The sequence below is a fragment of the Gordonia sp. NPDC062954 genome (assembly GCF_044543825.1).
GTDB lineage: Bacteria > Actinomycetota > Actinomycetes > Mycobacteriales > Mycobacteriaceae > Gordonia > Gordonia tangerina.
Genome location: NZ_JBITWL010000033.1, coordinates 19,641 through 39,061, shown reverse-complemented (window position 1 = coordinate 39,061; position 19,421 = coordinate 19,641). Strand labels below are relative to the sequence as shown.

Sequence of the window (19,421 nt, the reverse complement as noted above, 5' to 3'; positions counted from 1 at the left end):
CGAATAGTGCTTTCGGGCCATGTCTTGATCATCTCGCTTCCTCCCGCACAGATGCGGGATTCAACGTGTCCAAGATCCGGGGTCAACTCCCCAGTTCGATTTCCCACCAATCCATCCCGACCTCAGAGGCCGTCTTCGCTGGAAAGGAGTGTTTCGTGTTCACGTTCACCGACCGTGCTGCCGACGACGCTCTGCTGGCCTCGAGCAGTCTCGATGAGTTGGCGCAGCATGGTCGCGATTTGTTGCGGTTGAGTAATCAAGCCCAAGCAATCGCGATGCAGATCGCCCGTCAGATCGGTCAATCCACTTACAACGAGCGCATCACCGGCTACAACGATTTCGTTCCGAACCGCATCCGCAATGCCGCGGACAAGGCCGCGAAAGGCGAAATCTCGCTGCAGTTGGGTATTTCTAGACGTCAAGCCGGCGAATGGGTCGGTCTCGATGAACTCCTCGACGAACACCCCAAGATCCGTGACGCCTTCCGCGCCGGCGACCTGAGGCCCCACCGACTGGGCGTGGCCATCCGCGGCGCCGCCACCGGCCCCACCGGCGACCTGCGAGCACGACTGGGCGAACTCGCCGGCAACGCCGAAACCACCGACAAACCCGACACCGAGAGCAAGGATGTCGAGGAGGAACTCACCCTCGACCTCGACGACCCCGCAGCCGACCTCGATCCCGACACCGACGGTGACAGCACTGACGACGTCGGCTCCGACGAGGCTGGTGATGCTGCGGCCGACACCGACCCCGATCCTGTTACCGACAATCCCGCCGACGAGGATGAGCCGTGGGATTTCGATGATGTGGTGCTCGATCTGGCCAGCCGACCCACCACCGACACTGCACTGCGCGATGATCTCGACGCGATCATCATCAGTCTTGATCCTGATCGGGCGGCCCAGACCCGCGAGGACATCACCGATCTGTTCGGGGATGTGACGATCGGTAACGAAGCGTTCGGTCACATGACCGTCGACGCCTGCATCCCCGCCGAACACGGCGTGCACCTGCGTGACCGCATCAGCGCCCTCATCGGACGACGGGTCTGCCGCCGTGATGGGCGCAGCATCAAAGCCCAACGCGTGGCCGCGTTCGCCGAGATCATCAAAGCCCCCGGCGCGAAATTGCGCTGCCACTGTGGCGACGACACCTGCCCCGCCCGCCAGACTCGTACCAGCAACCGGGGGCAGGCCACGGATGCCACCCCGAGTTCGGTCACCGACAGTGAGCGCGACTCGTCGGTCGACACCAGCACGGCTCACGACGCCAGCGCATCGGGCCAAACCGCCGACGAACCCGCGACCGGTGGGCCTGACGCGGCAGAAGAACAGCCGATCACCCTCGCCGACATCGACGAAGACACTGCCGTCGACAGCGACAGCGACTCGAACATCGACAACAACGGCGAGAGTAGCCAATCCGGCACCGGAACCAATGCCGTTGACACCACTCAGGATGCCGCGCCCTCCCCGAAACCGCGACGAGAGTTCATCACCGCACCACCCGCCGAACACGACACCGACGTCGCCGACGCGGAACCGGCCGACGACTCCGCCGAAACCGACAGCGACTCCGACTCCGACTCCGACCTCATCGTCCCCGGCCTGACCCTGCTCCACGACCCCACCGGCCTCGACCCCACCCGCCTGATGGGCTACGGCGCCATCGACCCCGCCCACGCCGCACGAATCGCACCACACGCCACCACCATCACCGCCCGCCCCAGCGAAACCCGCACCGCCAGCGGACTGATCATCTTCGGCAACCGCACACCGGCCCCACCGATCGACCTGACCGGGCACGGTGGGTTCGCCGCCCCACCACCTGGGGCGCTGACCTACAGGCCGTCAGCCGCGTTGCGGGCGGAGATCATTCAACTGGACCGGCGTTGCCGCTACCCCTACTGCGGCAGACCATCCGAGGAATGCGAACTCGACCACCTACACAAGTTCTGTCATACCGACCCGTTGGCCGGTGGCTGGACTGTGGGGTTCAACCTCGCACCCCTGTGCCGACCCGACCACGACCGCAAACACGACGGGCCGTGGATACCGACCATGCACACCGACCGCACCATCACCTGGCGCAACGCCCGCACCGGCCAGATCATCGTCACCTACCCCAGGTGATCGGCGGCGGGCGCAGCCGTCGCCGTCAGGATGCCACCCGCGGCCGCGGACCCACCACCGCATAGCGTGCGCACACGAATGCCCGGTTTCGCGCCGTGTCAACAAGTTCCAGGTCATATCGTCGGGGGAATAGTGGGCGACCCTCGCCGAGCGTGACCGGCGCGAACGACACCACGATCTCGTCGAGCATTCTCGCGTCAGCGAACTGTGCTGCCAGATCGCCACCACCGACGATCCAGATGTCCTTGCCTCCGGCGGCCGCCACCAGAGCGTCTCGCTTGCTCCCGGGATCGCCGGTGACAACGGAGATGGTATCGGCGATCGGCGTGATCTCGCGGTGGGTGAACACGAAGCACGGAATGTCGTATGGCCACGGCTTTCCATCGCTGACCTCGTTCTCGAGTAGCCAGCGATATGTGGTCCAACCCATGACCATGGCGCCGATGTCAGCGATGAACTCGGTGTAGTTCATCGCGCCGCCTTCGTCGATGGGTTGGGTGAGCAACCAGTCCAACGAATCGTCCGGGTCGGCCAGATATCCATCGAGCGTGCTCGCCGTGTAGTAGCGGAATATGGGATGTGAACTCATAGCGTGCCTCCAGATCGGTGTCGGTGCCACATGATGGGGTCGGGATCGGCGCCCGTCGTGTCGATGCCGGCGTCGGCAAGCATCCAACGGACCAGTTGTCGCCGATGAGCAGAAAAGGTCAGGACGTGCGCCCAGATCTGCGACAGCAGAAACGACTCCGGCGGATCGCAGATTGCGTCGACGATGCGATCCGACCACGCCGAGCGGCGATCGATGTCACGGGTCAGGGCCAGCCAACGTGGAGCTATCTCCTGGTGTAGTTCCGTCAACACCGTCACGTCCATCGCAATGTCGAGGTCGGGTGTGTCCTCACCGTCGATGCTGGCCAGCCATGGGGCCTTGCCCGCGACGAGCTGCGTCATGACCTGTGCGATCGATTCCTCTGGACCACTCCACTGCAGCACTTGGTGGCCGGGCAATCGTGGCGCACAGTAATCGGATTCGTCGATTCCTTTGACGATCTCGAGCAGCGCCTCGATGTCCTCGAGGTCGTGGCGTGTCATCATGGCGAGAACGTCACCTGCAGATTCTTCAGTCGCGTTGTCGCTGTCGATGTACAACACGGTCGGCGAATGGAAATGGATGCCGTTCGGTGACGGCAACCAGTGGCCGCGTACGTCACGAGAACCGAGACGGCTCGGCGCATGGCCGAACGCCCGCGCGAACGCGCGGGCGAATCCGTCCACCGACTCGTAACCCGCAGCAAACGCCGCATCAGTCACCGACGAATCACGCTGGAGCTGCCATGCGGCTCGCTCGAGCATCACCCGACGCCGCATGGCCACCGGCGACTCGCCGACATGACGGGTCAACTGTCGACTGAAGTGAAACGCCGAGGAGTGTGCGCCGGCGGCCATGTCGTCGAGGCTGCGATGGTCCTCACTCAGCACCGCATCGAGTAACTCGCGGATACGATCACGCCCCGTCTCCTCAACCATGCACTCAGTATCCGCCGGTCGCGTGCCCCGACGCCCGACCATTCTTGCTCTGTTGCGACTGTTGGTCTGTTGCGACCCGACCGCGGTCCTGCTGGGTGACGGCCGGTGGGTCAGGTGTACAGAAATCGAAAAATGTCTACCAACTCGTTGACACCCATCCGAAGGCACGTCTCTAATGATCGAGTGACCTACGACACAATCATTCGTGACGGGCTCTGGTTCGACGGCAGTGGCACTCCGCCGGCCGTCAGATCCATCGGCATCCGCAACGGCGTTGTCGCCGTGGTCTCGGCCGACCGCATCGACGAGACCGGGTGCACAGACGTGATCGATGCGACGGGCAAGTGGGTACTGCCAGGGATGATCGACATCCACACCCACTACGACATCGAGGTGCTCGCGCAGCCGGAGCTCGCCGAGTCCCTGCGGCATGGGGTGACCACGGTGCTGGTGGGCTCGTGCTCGCTCTCGACCGTCCATGTCAACGGGACCGAGGCGGGAGACTTGTTCGGTCGGGTCGAGGCGATCCCACGCCACCACGTCATCGACACCATCGATACGCACAAGACGTGGTCGACTCCGGCGGAGTACGTGGATGCGCTCGAACGTCGCGCCCTCGGCCCGAATGTCGCCGCATTCATCGGGCACTCCGACATGCGGACTGCGGCCATGGGCCTCGACCGGGCCACCCGCAATGCTGTCCGTCCAACCGCAGCGGAGCAGGCGCAGATGGAGCGCTGGCTGGCCGACGCCTTGGACGCGGGTTTCGTGGGAATGTCGTCGCAGCAGCTGTTGTTCGACAAACTCGACGGCGACACCTGCCGCTCACGTACTCTTCCGTCGACCTTTGCCAAGCCTCGAGAACTGCGGCGTCTCAAGTCGCTGCTCCGCAAGACCGGTCGCATCTTGCAGGCCGGCCCGGACATCACCAACCCGGCCAACGTCGGCTCGCAAGCCTTCACCTCGCTGGGGATCGGGCGACGCAAACTCAAGACGAGCCTGCTCTCGGCGGCCGATATCAAAGCGAACCCCTACGCCATCAAGATCATGGGACCGCTTGCGGGACTGGTCAACCGGCTCGGCGGTGACTTCCGCTGGCAGCATTTACCGGTGCCCTTCGAGGTGTACGCAGATGGCATCGACCTGGTGATCTTCGAGGAATTCGGTTCCGGTGCGGCCGCCCTGCACCTCAAGGAGGAGTTCGCACGCGACGAGCTGCTGCGCGACGAGGACTACCGCCGACGATTCCGCAAGGACTACGAGTCGAAGTTCGGTACACGCGTCTGGCACCGCGACTTCTTCGACGCGGAGATCGTCTCCTGCCCAGACGAATCGGTGGTCGGGAAATCGTTCGGACAGGTCGGACTCGATCGAGGTGGACTCCATCCGGTCGACGCCTTCCTCGACCTCGTGGTGGAGCACGGCACCGACATCCGATGGCGAACCACCATCTCCAACCACCGACCCGAAGTCCTCAAACAGATGGCCCGCGAGCCGGGAATCCAACTCGGCTTCTCCGATGCCGGCGCACATCTGCGGAACATGGCCTTCTACAACTTCGGTCTGCGGCTGCTCAAACATGTCCACACCGCCGAGCAGCGTGGCGAGCCCTTCATGGACGTTGCCGCCGCCGTCCACCGCATGACCGGTGAACTCGCCGACTGGTATGGCATCGACGCCGGGCACCTGCGACCGGGGGACCGGGCCGACCTGATGATCGTCGACCCCGAGCGCCTCGACGAATCGCTCGAAACGTACGCCGAGGCAACCGTGCCGGCATTCGGCGGCATGTCGCGGATGGTCAATCGCAACGACGACACGGTGGTCGCGGTCTTCGTGAGCGGCCACAAGGTGATGGACCGGGGCGCAGCGACCGATCGGGTGGGGCAGACCCGGACGGGCCAGTTCCTCCGTGCGGGTCGTCGCGGCGATCCGGTGACCGAGGTTCGGTCAGGCCACGACGCGCAGCCGTCGCAGGGAGCGACACTCGCCGAGGCCGGAGCAACAGAGTGACCCCGACCGACACCGTCCTCGGCCTCTGGCGGGCACTTTCCGACCGTGATTGGGATGCGGTGGTCCCGTTCCTGGCCGACGACTGCATCTACCTCGACGTCCCGTTCGGTCCCACGATGGCCGCCCGCGGGCCCGCCGACATCGTCGCACGCCTCAAGGTGGGTCTCGAGCCGTTGTCGGCGTGCCACAACCACGACGGTCTGATCGTGGCCGACGGCGACGACGTCACCTACGAGCATTCGGAGACCTGGACGTGGCCCACCGGCGAGGTCGCCGACCTGCCGTTCGTCACCATGCATCGCGTGCGCAACGGTCAGATCACCCTCTGGAAGGACTACTGGGACTCGGCAACCCTGCTCAACAGCGCCCCGCCGACGTGGATGGACGACCTCATGACCGCCGATACGAGCTGGGTCTACGACGCCACCGGACAGGTCTGAGGATCAGTCGCGGTTGAGGCGTGGCAACAACGCCGCGGTCTTCGCCTCGGTCCAACCCGGCGGCTCCAGGATGTCGGCCCACGCGTAGGGCAGCGCCGCCTTGTAGTCATGACCGTGTCCGTCCGGAACATTCACCGCGACAGCCATGTCGGCGGACACTTGCAGGAAGGTCACGAACGGGATCCACCGGGTCGAGGACAGCACATCGCGACCTCTCGGTTCTGCCAGCCAATCCGGTTCATTGAGAATCAGATTCGGATTCCACCACGTGATGGGGTCGCTGGCATGCTGCAGGTACACGATGCGCGACGGCTTCCATTCCGAGTCGGGATGGGAAAGATCGGTCTCGTCGGCGATGAAGCGAACCTGCGTGCCGTCGTCATAGACCGGCAGCACCTGCGGCGAGTCCCCGTCCCGGTTGTTCGTGGTGTCGTTCCACAGAGTGTTGTTGAACGTCGGACCGCTGAACAGCGCGCCGTCGGTCCGCGCCGCCAACGCCGGGATTGTCCCGAACGCGGCCTCACCGGCGAACGATCCCAGACTCTCACCGAAGACGACGAGTTTCGGCCGATCCGCCTCCGGCAGAGCACGTACGCGTTCGGACACGGCTTCGAACAGCGCGCGCCCGGCCTGGCGCGCGCGCTCTTTGTCCACCAGGAACGACAGCCAGCTCGGTAGATACGAGTACTGCATACTGACCGTCGCGGTATCGCCGTTGTACATGTACTCCAGCGAATCCACCGTCGCCTTGTTGACCCAGCCGCTGCCGGTGGTGGAGGCCACCGCGACGACGGCCCGTTCGAGACCGCCGGTCCGCACGAGCTCATCGGCGGCCAACTCCGCCTCTTCGCGCAGACTGTCCGCCGACTCCAACCCGGCGTACACCCGGATCGGCTCCTGTGCCGGCGCCCCGTTGAACACCGACAACGCACCCACATCGGGCCCCTTGGCGACGAACACCCGTCCTTCGCGGCCGAGCGAATCCCACGTGACCAGCGAGCCGGGACCGCCGGAGCGCAACGACGAGGTGGGCGGCGACGTCTCGGCTTTCGTCTCATCGTTGGCAGCAGCGAAACTGGCGTTGAGCCACTGCATCGAGTACTTCGCCACCACGCCGTTGAGGATGAAGATCGTCAACAGGACCACCACGACGGCACCCACCGCTGCCGACACGCGCGGCGGGGCGACCCGGTTGAGGTGCCGCACACACCAGCGCACCGAGTATGCGAACAACCGCCCCAGGCTCACCAGGATCAAGAACACGACCACACCCACGATCGGGATCAGCGGGTAGGAGTTCCAGCTCAGGCGATCCACACCCATCAGATCGCGAATGTCGTCCTGCCACTGGGCGAACCACACCAACATCAGCACGGTTCCGATGACCGCGATCCCACCGAGGACTAGCCATGATCGCCGTGCCGGCGGGCGCCAGGGTTCCTCGCGCGACATCATGTACCGGATGAACCAGCTGACGAACGCGCCCAGGCAGTAGCCGACGGCTGCGGATGCGCCGCTGACCACGCCTTGGAAGAACGCTCCGCGCGGTAGCAGTGACGGCGTCATGGAGAACCAGACAAAGACCAGGGCGACGGTCACCGGTACAAAGCGGTAGCGGCCGAGGTGTCGCCGCCACCAGGGAACCACAGGCTTTCCGGCAGGCGAATCGACGTTGTCGTCGGCCGGACGATTGTTCTCGGTCGATAGGGGATTCTCCGAAGTCACCGGCGCTCCTCCGCTGTTGTCGGCGCGATGACCTTATCAGCGGAGGCAGCGGCACGCGCGGATCTCAGATCACCCGGTCATCCGGCGATGCGGTCGCCGGTGTCGGGATCGAACAGGTGTACCGCCCGGTCGATTTGGTGCAGCCGCACCGATTCTCCGGCCTTGGCCGGCGCACGCTGGGGAGACCGGGCGACCAGGGTGACCGGTTCACCGTCGAGGTTGGCGATGGTTGGGTCGTCGACGCGGGCGTAGATGTAGCTTTCGCTGCCGAGTTCTTCGAGTAGGGCGACGTCGGCGTCGATGCCGGTGTCGCCGATGGCGAGGTGTTCGGGACGGATCCCGACGATGACTTTGCCCAGTCCGGATTTGCGGAGCAAGGCTTGCGTTTCGTTGTCGAGGTCGACGGTGGATCCGGCGATGGTGATGGCGCCGTCGGTGACGGGTGCGGTGAACAGGTTCATGGCGGGTGAGCCGATGAAGCCGGCGACGAAGGCGTTGACGGGTCGGTCGTAGAGGTCGGCGGGCGTGGAGAACTGTTGGAGTACGCCGTGGCGCAGGACGGCGACGCGATCGCCCATGGTCATGGCTTCGACTTGGTCGTGGGTGACGTAGACGGTGGTGGTGCCCAGGCGGCGTTGTAGTGCGGCGATTTGGGTGCGGGTTTGTACGCGTAGTTTGGCGTCGAGGTTCGAGAGGGGTTCGTCCATGCAGAACACTTGGGGTTCGCGGACGATGGCGCGGCCCATGGCGACGCGTTGGCGTTGACCGCCGGAGAGTTTGGCGGGTTTGCGGTCGAGGTAGTCGGTGAGGTCGAGCAGGCGGGCGGCTTCGGCGACTTTGGCCGTGCGTTCCTCGGTGGGGATGCCGCGCATCTTGAGCGCGAAGCCCATGTTCTCGCCGACGGTTTTGTTGGGGTAGAGGGCGTAGTTCTGGAAGACCATGGCGATGTCGCGGTCTTTGGGGGCGACGCCGACCATGTTGTTGCCGCCGATGCGGATCTGGCCGGAGTCGATGTCTTCGAGGCCGGCGAGCATGCGCAGTGCGGTGGATTTGCCGGAGCCCGAGGGGCCGACGAGGACGACGAATTCGCCGTCTTCGATGTCGAGGTTGAGGCGGTCGACGGCGAGTTTGTCGGCGCCGGGGTAGACGCAGCAGGCTTGGTCGTAGGTGATGGAAGCCATGATCGGTATCTCCTGAGACTGGTGAGGGTGAGGGGTGGGGTCTATTTGATTGCGCCGAAGGACAGTCCGCGGACGAGTTTGTTCTGGGCGATCCAGCCGCAGATGACGACGGGCAGGGCGGCGAGGACCGAGGCGGCGGATAGTTGTGCCCAGTAGAGGCCTTGCCCGGACATGAAGCCCGTGAGGAACACCGGCATGGTCTGGGCGTTGACGGCGGTCATGTTGACGGCGAAGAAGAATTCGTTCCAGGAGAAGATGACGCAGATCAGTGCGGTGGCGGCGATGCCGGGGGAGACCAGTGGCAGGATCACTTCGCGCACCGAGGTCCAGAGGCTGGCGCCGTCGATGCTGGCGGCTTCGAGGAGTTCTGCGGGTACTTCGAGGAAGAATGAGCGCATCATCCACACGGCGATGGGCAGGTTCATGGCGGTGTAGAGGATGACCAGGGTCCAGATGTTGTCGAGCATGCCGATGCGTCCGACGATGACGTACAGCGGGATGATGGCGGCGACGATCGGCAGCATCTTGGTGCTGATGAAGAAGAACAGTGCGTCTTGGGTTTTGCGGACCGGGCGCAGTGACAGGGCGAATGCGGCGGGCACGCCCAGCGCCAGTACCAGGATGGTGGACACGATGGTGGCGAACACCGAGTTCAGCAGTGGTGTTCCGATTCCGGCGTCGAACACTTCGCGGAACTGGTCGAGGGTGGGGGTGAAGATGAACGTCGGTGGGTCGGTCGCGGCCTGGCTTTCCTTCTTGAACGCGGTGAGCACCATCCACAACACCGGAAAGAAGAAGCCCAGCGCCAGAATCCAGGTGAGCACCGTCAGTAGGGCGCCACGGGTGTCACGTTTGCGGGTGATCTCCACACCGTCGATGGTCGCCGAGGACCGGTGGGTGGGGGTAGTGGTGGTGGTCATCAGGCCGCCTCCTCGTTTCCGGTGAAGGTCTTGAAGATCAGACGCAGGGCCAGCGAGGCGACCACGATGGTGCCGATCACGGTGACCACGCCCATCGCCGCGGCCTGACCGATGTCGAAGCCGAGGAAGGCTCGCTGATAGATGTAGAACGGTAGATTCGCGCTGGACACGCCTGGTCCGCCGGAGGTCATCATGTACACCGCGTCAAACGTGTTGACCAGGTAGATCGCCCCCAGCACGGCGCCGAGTTCGATGAACCGGCGCAGGTGCGGCAGGGTGAGTTCACGGAACAGTCGGAAGCTGGTGGCGCCGTCGACGCGGGCGGCCTCCTGGATGTCGTGGGGCATCGACTGCAACCCGGCCAGGATCAGCAACATCATGAACGGCGTCCACTGCCACACCAATTCGGCGATGACGCTTATCAGCGGATAGGTGCTGAGCCAGTCGGTCTGTACCCCGAACGGGCTCAGCAACCAGTTGACGAGGCCGTTGGTCGGCGAGAGCAGGCTGGTTTTCCACAACAGTGCGGCGGCGACCGGCGTCACCAGGAACGGCGTGATCAGCAGGGTGCGTACGATGCCGCGGCCCAGGAACTTCCGATCGAGCAACAGGGCGAACACCAGCCCGAGGATCACCGAGGCGATCACCGTGCCGGCGATCAGCACAATCGTGTTGAGCGTGACCCGCCAGAACTGGGTGTCGGTGAACACCGCGAGATAGTTGTCGATCCCGACGAAACTGCGCGAGCCGGGCCGCACCAGGTTCCAGGACTGGGTCGAGTAGAACAGGGTGAACAGGAACGGTACCTGCGTCACCACGATCATGAAGATCAACGCGGGCAACAGCGGTCCACGCCTGCGCCAACCCTCGGCGCGGGAGATGTGGTCGCGCTTCGAGCTCGGCGCCGCGGGCTGCGGTTGGGCCCCGGGCTGGGCGAGTGTGGTGGCCACGGCTCACCTCTCCTTCTGGTAGGTCTTACCCACCGTCTCGGCGTATTCCTGACTCTGTGCGAGCGCCTGCTCAACACTGATCTGCCCGGCGATCGCTGCGGAGATCTGTTGGCTGACGCGAGTTCCGAGATCCTGGAATTCTGGGATCGCGAGGAACTGGATGCCGGTGTAGGGGACCGGCTTCAAGGTGGGGTTCTGCTGATCTGCGGTCGTCATCGCCGACAGGGTCGCGTCGGCAAAGGGCTCCGAGATCTCCTCGTACGCGGGCAACCGATATGTCGACATGCGGCTGCCCGGCGGGATGTGGCTTGCCCCCAGCGTCTCCGATACATACTTGATGTAGTCGCGGTTGGTCATCCAGTCGATGAACTTCCAGGCCTCATCCTGTTTGGTACTGCTGGTGGGGATTCCCAGCGACCAGGTGTAGAGCCATCCGTTGTCCGCCTTGGCCATTCGCGGAGCGGGCAGATAGCCCACATCGCCGGCGATGGTCGAGGTGTCCGGGCTCTCGAGGACCGACACCGCCGACGTCGCGTCGTACCACATCGCGACCTGGCCCTGGGAGAGCAGATTGCCGCACTCCTGGAATCCGGAGGACGCCGCGCCCGGCTCACCGTGGTCGCGCACCGTGTCGACGTAGAACTTGACAGCCGCCTCGACCTCGGGGCTGGTCAGCTGGGCGTTCCAGTTCTCGTCGTACCAGCGGCCGCCGAACGCGTTGATGACGGTGTTCAGTGGCGCCAGCAACTCACCCCATCCGGGCTTGCCGCGCAGGCAGATTCCGGAAACGTCGCCGGTGTCGAGCTTCGCTGCGACCTCCGCCACCTGCGGCCACGTGGGGTTCGCCGGCAACGACACGCCGGCGTCAGCGAACATCCGCTTGTTGTACATCAGGAATGACGACTCGCCGTAAAACGGCGCCGAGTACATCGAACCGTCGTACGACAGTGCAGATTTCAGCGTGGGAATGAAATCGTCGGCAGCGTAACTCGGGTCGGCCTCCATATACGGCGTGAGGTTGACCAGCCAGCCGTTCTCGGCCCACATCGGTGTCTCGTAGTTGCTGATCATCACCACGTCGAACTCGCCGCCCCCGGTGGCCACCGAGGCGGTGATCTTGGCGCGGGCCTCGTTCTCCGACAACGTGACGAACTTCAGCTTGATGCCGGGGTTCTCCTTCTCGAACTGCCCGGACAGTGCGACCGCGTCCTGCATCTGCGAGTTGGAGACCATCGCGACTGTGACGGCGTCACCACCCCCGCCGGTCAGGGATCCGGCACCCGAGCAGCCGGCCAGCACGAGCGCGGCAGCGGCCGCCACCGAGGCGAGACTGACCCGCGTGCGACGCGAACCGGGTGTGCGTCGACGACCGTATCTCGGTCCTAGCGCCATCAGAGTTCACCTTTCTGTTGCGCGACAAGCCATTCAGCGGTGGGGAGGTCGGTGACGAGAATCGTCGAATACCCGCCGCGGATGGCGCCGAGGATGGAGTCCCGGCGGTGCTCTCCACCGGAGACGAGAATGCTTGTGGGGCAAGCCCGGACACTCTCCAGGGGAACCGACACCGTGCGGTCTACGAGGGTCGACTGCACCGCACGACCATGGTCGTCGTAGAAGCGTCCGCCGATCTCGCCGACGGCACCGAGTTCGTCGAGTTCGTCGAGCACGATCGCATCGATGAATGCACCTTCGAACAAGGTCGTCGACGTCGACACCGAACCCACACCGAAGAGCATCACGTTCGCCGATCGGGCAGCCGAGAGGGACTGGGAGAGGATCGAATCCCGTTGCAGCGCGGTGACCGTGTCGGGATCGGCGTAGAGGGGAGCCACCAACCGCATCGGCCGCGCGTGAAGTCGGTCCGACAGGCGGGCGAGGGCGTGATCGACGCCGGTGTGGTATTCGACGGAGGTCATCGACCCGTCCATCTGGACGACCTGTCGGCACGACGAGGTGGCCGCCATCGCGTCGGCGACGGCAACCTGCTCGGGGCCCCACGTGAAGCCGAGCACGTCGGTCGGCTGGATGCGACGCATCAGCACGGACGCACCGGCTCGGCCGAGTGCGGCGTTGGCCGAGGCGCTTCCATCGGCGATCTCGTCGATGATGAGCACCTCGTCGAGGCCGAATGTCTCCTCGACGGTGCGTTCGAGATCGGTGTGGATGGACGAGCTCAGGTGACTCGGTGCACTCACCGTCACCTGAACCAGGCCCTGAGCTCGCGCTCGCGCGACCAGTCGGCCGGCCGTGGGCCGGGACACGCCGAGGCGTTTGGCGATCTCGGCCTGGGTGAGTCCCTCGAGGTGATACATCGTGGCCGCTCGTACGAGTAGGCGCAGGTCGTGTCCGGTGTCCGGGGTGGTCCTCGGGGGACTCGTCATCTGTCGCCTCAGTTCGATCGGGTGAGCATTTGCTCACTAGCCGGGGATATGCTCAATACGCTAACATCGGGAATGTGATCTACGCAACAGCAGTGACCGAGAGTGACCCAGGGAGTACTACGACGATGCGCGCCAGTGTGCTGCACCCGGATGGGGCGTTGACCATCGACGAGCGGCCTGTGCCGCAACCCGCCGCGGGTGAGGTACTCGTGCGTGTCGGTGCGGTCGGGCTGTGCGGTTCGGACGCGCACTACCTACGACACGGTCGGATCGGTGAGTACGTCGTCACCGCGCCGATCGTGCTCGGTCACGAGGCCGGCGGCGTGATCGTCGGCGTCGGCGCGTACGTGTCGGCATCCCGTGTGGGACAACGTGTCTCGATCGAGCCGCAGACGCCCGACATGGCCAGTCCGGAGTCCCGCAGCGGGCGCTACAACCTGTGTCCGCACATGCGCTTTTTCGCCACACCGCCGGTCGATGGAGCACTCTGCGAGTACGTCACCATCGGCGACGCCTTCGCCCACGCCGTTCCCGACCATGTCAGCGATGAGGCGGCGGCGCTGTGCGAACCGCTGTCGGTGGCGATCGCGGCCATCCGGAAAGCCGAGGTGGCGGTGGGGGATTCGGTGCTCATCGCCGGAGCCGGACCGATCGGCCTGCTGTGTGCCCAGGTCGCACGGGCGGTGGGTGCCGACCGGATCGTGATGAGCGAGCCCGATGCGCAGCGCCGCGCCATGGCGTCGACATTCGGGGCGACGGATGTCGTCGATCCGGGAGGACCGTCGGCTCGTGTCGACGGTGTGACGGCGTTCATCGATGCCAGCGGTGTTGCGGCAGCTGCGGTCGAGGGAATCCGGGCGCTGAGCCCGGCCGGCCGCGCTGTGCTCGTCGGCATGGGTGCCGATGAGATGACGTTGCCGACCAGCGTCATCCAAAACCGTGAGATCGTCCTGACCGGGGTCTTCCGGTATGCCAACACCTGGCCGACGGCGCTCTCGTTGATCTCCTCCGGGCGGGTCGACGTCGACGCGATGGTGACCGGCCGCTTCGGACTCGACGAGGTGCGGGCGGCGCTCGACGCCGATCGGACTCCGGGTTCCATCAAGGCGATCGTGTACCCGGGTGGTCTTCCAGATCCGTCACGTCCAGGACCGTCGCAGCAGGCCGGCCTCGCTGCGTCCACCGGCGCAAGTTCAGATCCCCACGCAGACAAGGAAGTGCACCCGTGAGCGACATGTACGAGCTGACCCAGGCCGGACTCGCCGACATCCACACCGTACCGACACCGTCCTATGACCGTCGGCAGATGCGCTGCGGAATAGTGCATTTCGGCGTCGGTGGGTTTCATCGAGCACATCAGGCCAGGTATCTCGATCGTCTCCTCGCCGCAGGTGACTCCGACGACGCGGCCGACTGGGGCATCTGTGGCGTCGGTGTCCGGCCGGCCGACGCGGCGATGCGCGATGCCCTGGTCCCGCAGGATGGCCTGTACACGCTGACCCTCAAACACCCCGACGGAGAGGTCGAGACCTCGATCCTCGGCGCGATCGTCGACTACCTGTTCGCGCCGGACGACCCCGAGCGGGTCGTCGAGAAATTGGCTGCTCCCGAGACCCGCATAGTCTCCCTCACCGTCACCGAGGGCGGGTACAACTTTTCGCCGTCGACCGGAGAGTTCGACCTGGACAATCCCGAGATCGTCGCCGATCTGACCGACGATGCGGTACCGCGCACGGTGTTCGGCCTCGTGACCGAGGCGCTGCGCCGTCGGCGTGACCGAGGCATCGAATCGTTCACGGTGATGTCCTGTGACAACATCGCGGGCAATGGGCATGTCGCGCAGTCGACCTTTCTCTCCTATGCCCGCGCGAAGGACCCGGATCTGGCCGAATGGATCGCCGAACACACCCGCTTCCCGAATTCCATGGTCGACCGGATCACTCCCGCGACACCGCCCGAGTTGCGCGCCGAGGTGCTCGAGCGAACCGGTGTCGACGATCGCTGGCCGGTCGTCGCGGAACCCTTCACGCAGTGGGTGCTCGAAGACACGTTCTCGATGGGGCGACCCGCGCTCGAGTCCGTGGGCGTCCAGGTGGTCGACGACGTCACCCCCTATGAACTGATGAAACTCCGTCTGCTCAACGCCGGACATCAGGCCCTGTGCTACTTCGGCTATCTCATGGGCTATCGCTACGTGCACGAGGCGGTCGCCGACCCGCTGATCGCCGAGCTGTTGCGGCGCTATATGTCCCGGGAAGGACGGCCCACCCTGCAGCCGGTTCCCGGCGTCGACCTGGACAGCTACACCGAGACCCTGATCGCGCGCTTCGGCAATCCGTCCATCGCGGACACCATCGCCCGCCTGTGTCAGGACTCCTCGGACCGGATTCCCACATGGCTGGTGCCGGTGATCCGGGACCGGCTGGCCGACGGGGGAGATGTACCGCTATCGGCGGCGGTGGTGGCGTCGTGGACCCGCTACGCCGAAGGGGTGGACGAGGACGGCGACGAGATCCGCGTCGTCGACCCGCTGGCGGCGCAACTGGTCCCGGCGGCTCGACGATCGCGGACCGAACCGTTGGCCTTTGTGGCCGACACATCACTGTTTGGCGACCTCGCCCGCGATGAACGGTTCACCAAGCCCTATCTGGCCGTGCTGGAAGCACTGCGTCGCGATGGCGCCCGCGAGACCTTGTCGGGGTTGCTCGCATGACGCTGGTGGCGGGTGTCGACTCATCGACCCAGTCGTGCAAGGTCGTCGTCTGTGATGCCGACACCGGACGCGTGGTCCGGACTGGTTCGGCGGCGCACCCGGCGGGTACCGAGATCGATCCCGAGCACTGGTGGACAGCCCTGCAGACCGCCATAGCGGAGGCAGGCGGGATCGACGATGTCGCCGCACTCTCCGTTGCCGGCCAACAACACGGGCTGATCTGTCTCGACCGTCGCGGCACCGTGTTGCGTAAGGCGTTGCTGTGGAACGACACCCGATCTGCCGCCAGCGCGACAGCGTTGATCCACGAGTTCGGTGGCGCAACCGCGTGGGCGGACCGCGTGGGCGTGGTACCCGTGGCATCGATCACGGCCACGAAGCTGCGTTGGGTCGCCGACAACGAACCAGCGGTGGCCGATGCCACGGCTGCGGTGTGCCTGCCGCATGACTGGTTGACATGGCGGCTGCGCGGGAGCGCAGATATCACCGCGCTCGTGACCGACCGTAGCGACGCATCCGGTACCGGCTATTACTCCGCGGCCACGGGTGGCTACTGCGACGATGCGCTCGACGTCTCCTTCGGCGGTCGCCGGCCCGTGCTGCCCCGGGTGCTCGGTCCTGCGGAGACCGCCGGAGTCACCCCGCAGGGTTGCGTGATCGCCGCCGGGGCCGGCGACAATGCCGCTGCCGCATTGGGTTTGATGGCGTCGCCGGGTGACTGCATCGTGTCGCTGGGCACCTCGGGGGTGGTCAGTGCGGTCACCGATACGCCGCCACGCGACGCGTCCGGACTGGTGGCGGGTTTCGCCGACGCCACCGGACGGCAGCTGCCCCTGGTCTGCACACTCAACGGTGCCCCCGTGCTCGCGGCCACCGCCCGCATGCTCGGGGTGGATCTCGACGAATTCGGTGCACTCGCGCTCGCGGCACCTCCCGGAGCCGACGGGCTCGCGTTGGTGCCCTACCTCGCGGGCGAGCGGACACCCAATCTGCCCGATGCCACAGGATCATTGACGGGTATCACCGCAGACAACTGGACCCCCGCGAATGTGGCGCGCGCCTCGGTGGAAGGCCTGCTCTGCTCGCTGGTGTATTGCCTGGACCTGATCGGCGGTCAGGGCGTGGACGTCGAGCGGATCGTGATGGTCGGGGGTGGCGTCCGGTCCGAGGCCGTCCGCGCCATCGCGCCGGCGTTGTTCGGTCGCGCGGTGTACCTGCCGGAACCGGGTGAGTATGTGGCGCGCGGTGCGGCCCGACAGGCAGCCTGGGCGCTGACCGGCGATCTGCCGCGCTGGGAGGTGCCGGCCGATCGGCGCCAGGCACCGCGCGCCGACCCGGAGATCTACGCACGCTATCGGACGGCAACCGATCTGGTCCTGCGTCGGTGAATCCTCAGGTGGTCAGCGGCGCCGCACCGAGAAAGGTGCCCGCCCCGGTGACGAGTGGGAGATCGAGGGTGGTCCGAATTCCCGACGGGCCGTCCACCACCGCAGGGATCGCGTTGACGATCCGACCCGCAGCCGCGACGATCGCGGCGTGGTTGTGGTCGCCGTGCTCGCTGGTGGGACAGATGTCCACGCGGTAGGACGGTTCGCCGACGATCTCGACCCGGTAGCACCCGCCGGGCTGCGCAGGCCGCGCCCACTCGGCCCCCAGGTCCTCGCGAAGCCGGGTCACGTGCTCGACCACGATCGCTTCTCGGCCCTCGACCATGCCGATGATCTCGAAGCGCACTGCGGCGCGCGTTCCCTCGTCGATGTGTCCGGACGCGATGTCGAATGCCTCGGGAGCCGCCTCGTCCTCGTATTTCTCGACGATCTCGTCCACCGTGACGCCCAAGCCCGCGGCCAACTGTCGAATCGTGGTGCCCCACGCCATTCCCAGAATCCCGGGCAGGAAGAGCATGGGTGTCTCGGACATCGGCTTGCCGAAGCCCATCACGTCGAACATCACGGTCGCGCCGTCGTAGGTCGCATAGTCGGCGATCTCCATACACCGGATCTGCTCGATCTGCTGGCAGGTGCCCGCGAATGCGAACGGGATCAGATCGTTGGCAAAACCGGGGTCGACCCCGGTGACAAAGATGCTCGCCTCGTTGCGGGTCGCGGTCTCCTCCAACTTCCGTACTGCCTTGTCGGGCATGACTCCCCATGGGAACTGCAGCGTGTTCGGCGCCGACCCGACCACGTCGATGCCGGACGCCAGGAGTCGCACACAGTCATCGAATGCCTCGAGCGGGCGGGTGTCGCCCATCGCGCAGTAGACGACGCAATCCGGTTCGGCCCCGATCACCGCGTCCAGATCGCTGGTGGCGATCACGCCGGTCGGTTCGGTGTCACGGCCGGCGAGCTCTGCGGCGTCCTTGCCCACCTTGTCCGGATTCGACACACACACTCCGACGAGTTCGAACCGGGCGTCGTCGATGAGCTGTCGCAACGCGAGCCGGCCGACGTTCCCGGTACCCACGTGACCCACCCGAATCGTCATCGAACACTCCTTGTGCTGGTCAGGTGAACAATTGTCCGGACTGTTGTCCATTCAGTAGAACATGGCAGGCGCCGAATGGGTAGAACCTGTTCTCATTCAGCTGCTGACCAGGTACTCTCTGTCGCCATGGGACGTGTTGATGACAAGGTTGCGTTGATCAGCGGTGGGTCGCGGGGGATGGGCGCAGCACATGCGCGCATGCTCGTGGACGAAGGTGCGAAAGTCGTGATCGGCGACATCCTCGACGAGGAGGGCAAGGCGCTCGCCGACGAACTCGGCGACGCGGCGCGGTATGTGCATCTGGATGTGACCTCACCCGACGACTGGGCAGCCGCGGTGGCGACGGCGCTCGGGGACTTCGGCAGACTCAACGTGCTGGTGAACAACGCTGGGATCGTCAACGGTGCGGAACTGCAGAAGTTCCGCCTCGACAAGTGGCAACAGATCCTCGATGTGAACCTCACCGGCACCTTCCTCGGCATGCAGGCGGCTGTGGAGCCGATGATTGCCGCGGGTGGTGGATCGATCATCAACGTCTCGTCGGTCGAGGGGTTGCGTGGCAGCCCGTGGGCGCACGGCTACGTCGCCACCAAGTGGGGCGTTCGCGGACTTGCGAAATCGGCTGCGCTGGAACTGGCCCCGCACAACATCCGGGTCAACTCGATCCATCCCGGGATGATCCGCACGCCGATGACGGAGGGTTTGCCGGAGGACATCGTGAAAACCCCGCTGGGCCGACCCGCCGAGTCCAGTGAGGTGGCGACCTTCGTGGTGTTCCTCGCCAGTGATGAGTCCTCGTACGCAACCGGAGCCGAGTTCGTCATGGACGGCGGGCTCACCGCCGACGTCCCGCACAACTGACCTGTTCGCTCAGATGTCGTTACCCGGCTTCTTTGCATGAGTCTTCCGAGCGTCCCCACCTGCTCCCTGAGGAGCCACCACCCGCTCC

The 19,421-nt window shown here is 65.4% G+C and carries 16 protein-coding genes; 7 read left to right on the top strand and 9 right to left on the bottom strand.

Annotated elements, in window-relative coordinates:
• Positions 1-155: 155 nt before the first annotated feature.
• A complete protein-coding gene (locus ACIGKQ_RS22880) occupies positions 156-2,135 on the top strand; it encodes a hypothetical protein (protein WP_235724199.1) in 1,980 nt (659 codons plus the stop codon).
• 25 nt (positions 2,136-2,160) lie between these two features.
• On the opposite strand, the gene ACIGKQ_RS22875 is transcribed toward ACIGKQ_RS22880, so the two are convergent.
• Together ACIGKQ_RS22875 and ACIGKQ_RS22870 are read right to left on the bottom strand one after the other, a co-directional pair.
• Positions 2,161-2,724: a dihydrofolate reductase family protein gene (locus tag ACIGKQ_RS22875; protein ID WP_235724198.1), complete on the bottom strand. Its 564-nt coding sequence runs from the start codon at positions 2,722-2,724 to the stop codon at positions 2,161-2,163.
• Positions 2,721-3,662 (bottom strand): helix-turn-helix domain-containing protein, encoded by a 942-nt coding sequence (locus ACIGKQ_RS22870; RefSeq protein WP_235724197.1) that lies wholly within the window; start codon positions 3,660-3,662, stop codon positions 2,721-2,723. The genes ACIGKQ_RS22875 and ACIGKQ_RS22870 overlap by 4 nt, the downstream gene beginning before the upstream one ends.
• Before the next feature lie 132 nt (positions 3,663-3,794).
• Here ACIGKQ_RS22870 and ACIGKQ_RS22865 point away from each other — a divergent pair, with 132 nt between their 5' ends.
• Together ACIGKQ_RS22865 and ACIGKQ_RS22860 are read left to right on the top strand one after the other, a co-directional pair.
• Complete coding sequence (locus ACIGKQ_RS22865) at positions 3,795-5,675, top strand: amidohydrolase family protein (protein WP_235724196.1); 1,881 nt, start codon at positions 3,795-3,797, stop codon at positions 5,673-5,675.
• Positions 5,672-6,115 (top strand): nuclear transport factor 2 family protein, encoded by a 444-nt coding sequence (locus ACIGKQ_RS22860; protein ID WP_235724195.1) that lies wholly within the window; start codon positions 5,672-5,674, stop codon positions 6,113-6,115. The genes ACIGKQ_RS22865 and ACIGKQ_RS22860 overlap by 4 nt, the downstream gene beginning before the upstream one ends.
• A 3-nt stretch (positions 6,116-6,118) precedes the next feature.
• On the opposite strand, the gene ACIGKQ_RS22855 is transcribed toward ACIGKQ_RS22860, so the two are convergent.
• The 6 genes from ACIGKQ_RS22855 to ACIGKQ_RS22830 all read right to left on the bottom strand — a co-directional run bounded on the left by ACIGKQ_RS22855 (position 6,119) and on the right by ACIGKQ_RS22830 (position 13,272).
• Positions 6,119-7,840 carry an alpha/beta-hydrolase family protein gene (locus ACIGKQ_RS22855; protein WP_235724194.1) on the bottom strand — a complete coding sequence of 574 codons (1,722 nt, stop codon included), beginning with the start codon at positions 7,838-7,840 and terminating at the stop codon, positions 6,119-6,121.
• A gap of 77 nt (positions 7,841-7,917) precedes the next feature.
• A complete protein-coding gene (locus ACIGKQ_RS22850; RefSeq protein WP_235724193.1) occupies positions 7,918-9,021 on the bottom strand; it encodes a sn-glycerol-3-phosphate ABC transporter ATP-binding protein UgpC in 1,104 nt (367 codons plus the stop codon).
• A gap of 41 nt (positions 9,022-9,062) precedes the next feature.
• Positions 9,063-9,941 carry a carbohydrate ABC transporter permease gene (locus tag ACIGKQ_RS22845; RefSeq protein WP_235724192.1) on the bottom strand — a complete coding sequence of 293 codons (879 nt, stop codon included), beginning with the start codon at positions 9,939-9,941 and terminating at the stop codon, positions 9,063-9,065.
• Complete coding sequence (locus ACIGKQ_RS22840) at positions 9,941-10,891, bottom strand: carbohydrate ABC transporter permease (protein ID WP_235724191.1); 951 nt, start codon at positions 10,889-10,891, stop codon at positions 9,941-9,943. Before ACIGKQ_RS22840 ends, ACIGKQ_RS22845 begins: the two co-directional genes overlap by 1 nt.
• Before the next feature lie 3 nt (positions 10,892-10,894).
• Positions 10,895-12,286 (bottom strand): sugar ABC transporter substrate-binding protein, encoded by a 1,392-nt coding sequence (locus ACIGKQ_RS22835; RefSeq protein ID WP_372475086.1) that lies wholly within the window; start codon positions 12,284-12,286, stop codon positions 10,895-10,897.
• On the bottom strand, positions 12,283-13,272 hold the full coding sequence (locus ACIGKQ_RS22830; RefSeq protein WP_396575029.1) for a sugar-binding transcriptional regulator: 990 nt from the start codon (positions 13,270-13,272) through the stop codon (positions 12,283-12,285). Before ACIGKQ_RS22830 ends, ACIGKQ_RS22835 begins: the two co-directional genes overlap by 4 nt.
• Positions 13,273-13,397: 125 nt before the next feature.
• Between ACIGKQ_RS22830 and ACIGKQ_RS22825 the strand changes: the two genes are divergently transcribed.
• The 3 genes from ACIGKQ_RS22825 to xylB are packed head-to-tail and all read left to right on the top strand — an operon-like array spanning position 13,398 to position 17,373.
• Positions 13,398-14,501, top strand: a complete 1,104-nt coding sequence (locus ACIGKQ_RS22825; RefSeq protein ID WP_235724188.1) for an NAD(P)-dependent alcohol dehydrogenase — start codon at positions 13,398-13,400, stop codon at positions 14,499-14,501.
• Positions 14,502-14,506: 5 nt separating this feature from the next.
• Positions 14,507-15,985, top strand: a complete 1,479-nt coding sequence (locus ACIGKQ_RS22820) for a mannitol dehydrogenase family protein (RefSeq protein ID WP_235724282.1) — start codon at positions 14,507-14,509, stop codon at positions 15,983-15,985.
• Positions 15,982-17,373 carry a xylulokinase gene (gene xylB / locus ACIGKQ_RS22815; RefSeq protein WP_235724187.1) on the top strand — a complete coding sequence of 464 codons (1,392 nt, stop codon included), beginning with the start codon at positions 15,982-15,984 and terminating at the stop codon, positions 17,371-17,373. The genes ACIGKQ_RS22820 and xylB overlap by 4 nt, the downstream gene beginning before the upstream one ends.
• Before the next feature lie 4 nt (positions 17,374-17,377).
• Here xylB and ACIGKQ_RS22810 read toward each other — a convergent pair whose 3' ends face one another.
• Positions 17,378-18,472 (bottom strand): diacylglycerol kinase, encoded by a 1,095-nt coding sequence (locus ACIGKQ_RS22810; RefSeq protein WP_235724186.1) that lies wholly within the window; start codon positions 18,470-18,472, stop codon positions 17,378-17,380.
• A 126-nt stretch (positions 18,473-18,598) separates the two neighbouring features.
• Here ACIGKQ_RS22810 and ACIGKQ_RS22805 point away from each other — a divergent pair, with 126 nt between their 5' ends.
• A complete protein-coding gene (locus tag ACIGKQ_RS22805; protein ID WP_235724185.1) occupies positions 18,599-19,333 on the top strand; it encodes a glucose 1-dehydrogenase in 735 nt (244 codons plus the stop codon).
• Positions 19,334-19,421 lie beyond the last annotated feature (88 nt).